The sequence below is a fragment of the Massilia sp. 01N417 genome, from assembly GCF_056399645.1.
Genome location: NZ_JBFTRS010000062.1, coordinates 1 through 645 on the forward strand (window position 1 = coordinate 1; position 645 = coordinate 645).

Below are 645 nucleotides of genomic sequence, written 5' to 3' on the forward strand. Positions count from 1 at the left end.
GGCGAAGGGTTTGCAACTGATGCCAGTATGATCAAGGCTGACGCCCAGCGTCAACGTTCGTGTTCGGGCGAAGCCGGTATCGATTGGGGTAATCCAGAGCAGGCAAGTCGACCAGTGCGAGAGTATTTGGCGGCTCTGGAACAAGCCAATCCAGTGCCACCGCCGCCGAAAAGAATTTCCCTGACTGATCCGGCTGCAACCTGGACTGCCGCTGCAGGACCGGCTCTTTTTGCGTACTCAACGAATTACCTGATCGATCTGAAAGCAGGAGTAATCGTCGATGTCGAAGCGTCGGCAGTGACCAGAACAGCCGAAGTCGAAGCTACCAAGACGATGATCAATCAGGTTGAAAAGAAATTCGCCTTGAAGCCGCAGCGCCTGGTAGGCGACACGAACGTAAGCGTCATCCCTGCACCGTGTAGACACCTGCCAGCGCGCCACTCAACATAGTCCCCACTATTTTTTAGCGGGGACTATCTTGGCGGGTGAAGCAGAACAAAAGAAGCGTCGGCGCAGCACGAACTATCCGCTGGAGTTCAAGCGACAGCTGGCGCAGCAAGCGTGCGACGAGTCGGTGTCGGTAGCCCAGCTGGCGATGCAGCACGGGCTGAACACGAACATGGTGTTTCGCTGGCGACGCCAGTT

The 645-nt window shown here is 56.6% G+C and carries 1 protein-coding gene and 1 pseudogene; both read left to right on the forward strand.

Annotated features, from left to right (window positions below):
- A pseudogene (locus AC1DOQ_RS26925) lies at positions 1 to 450 on the forward strand (IS5/IS1182 family transposase); the annotation flags it as partial.
- A gap of 28 nt (positions 451 to 478) precedes the next feature.
- Positions 479 to 645 (forward strand): transposase (locus AC1DOQ_RS26930; protein WP_477370511.1); only part of this gene is annotated, 167 nt, incomplete at its 3' end.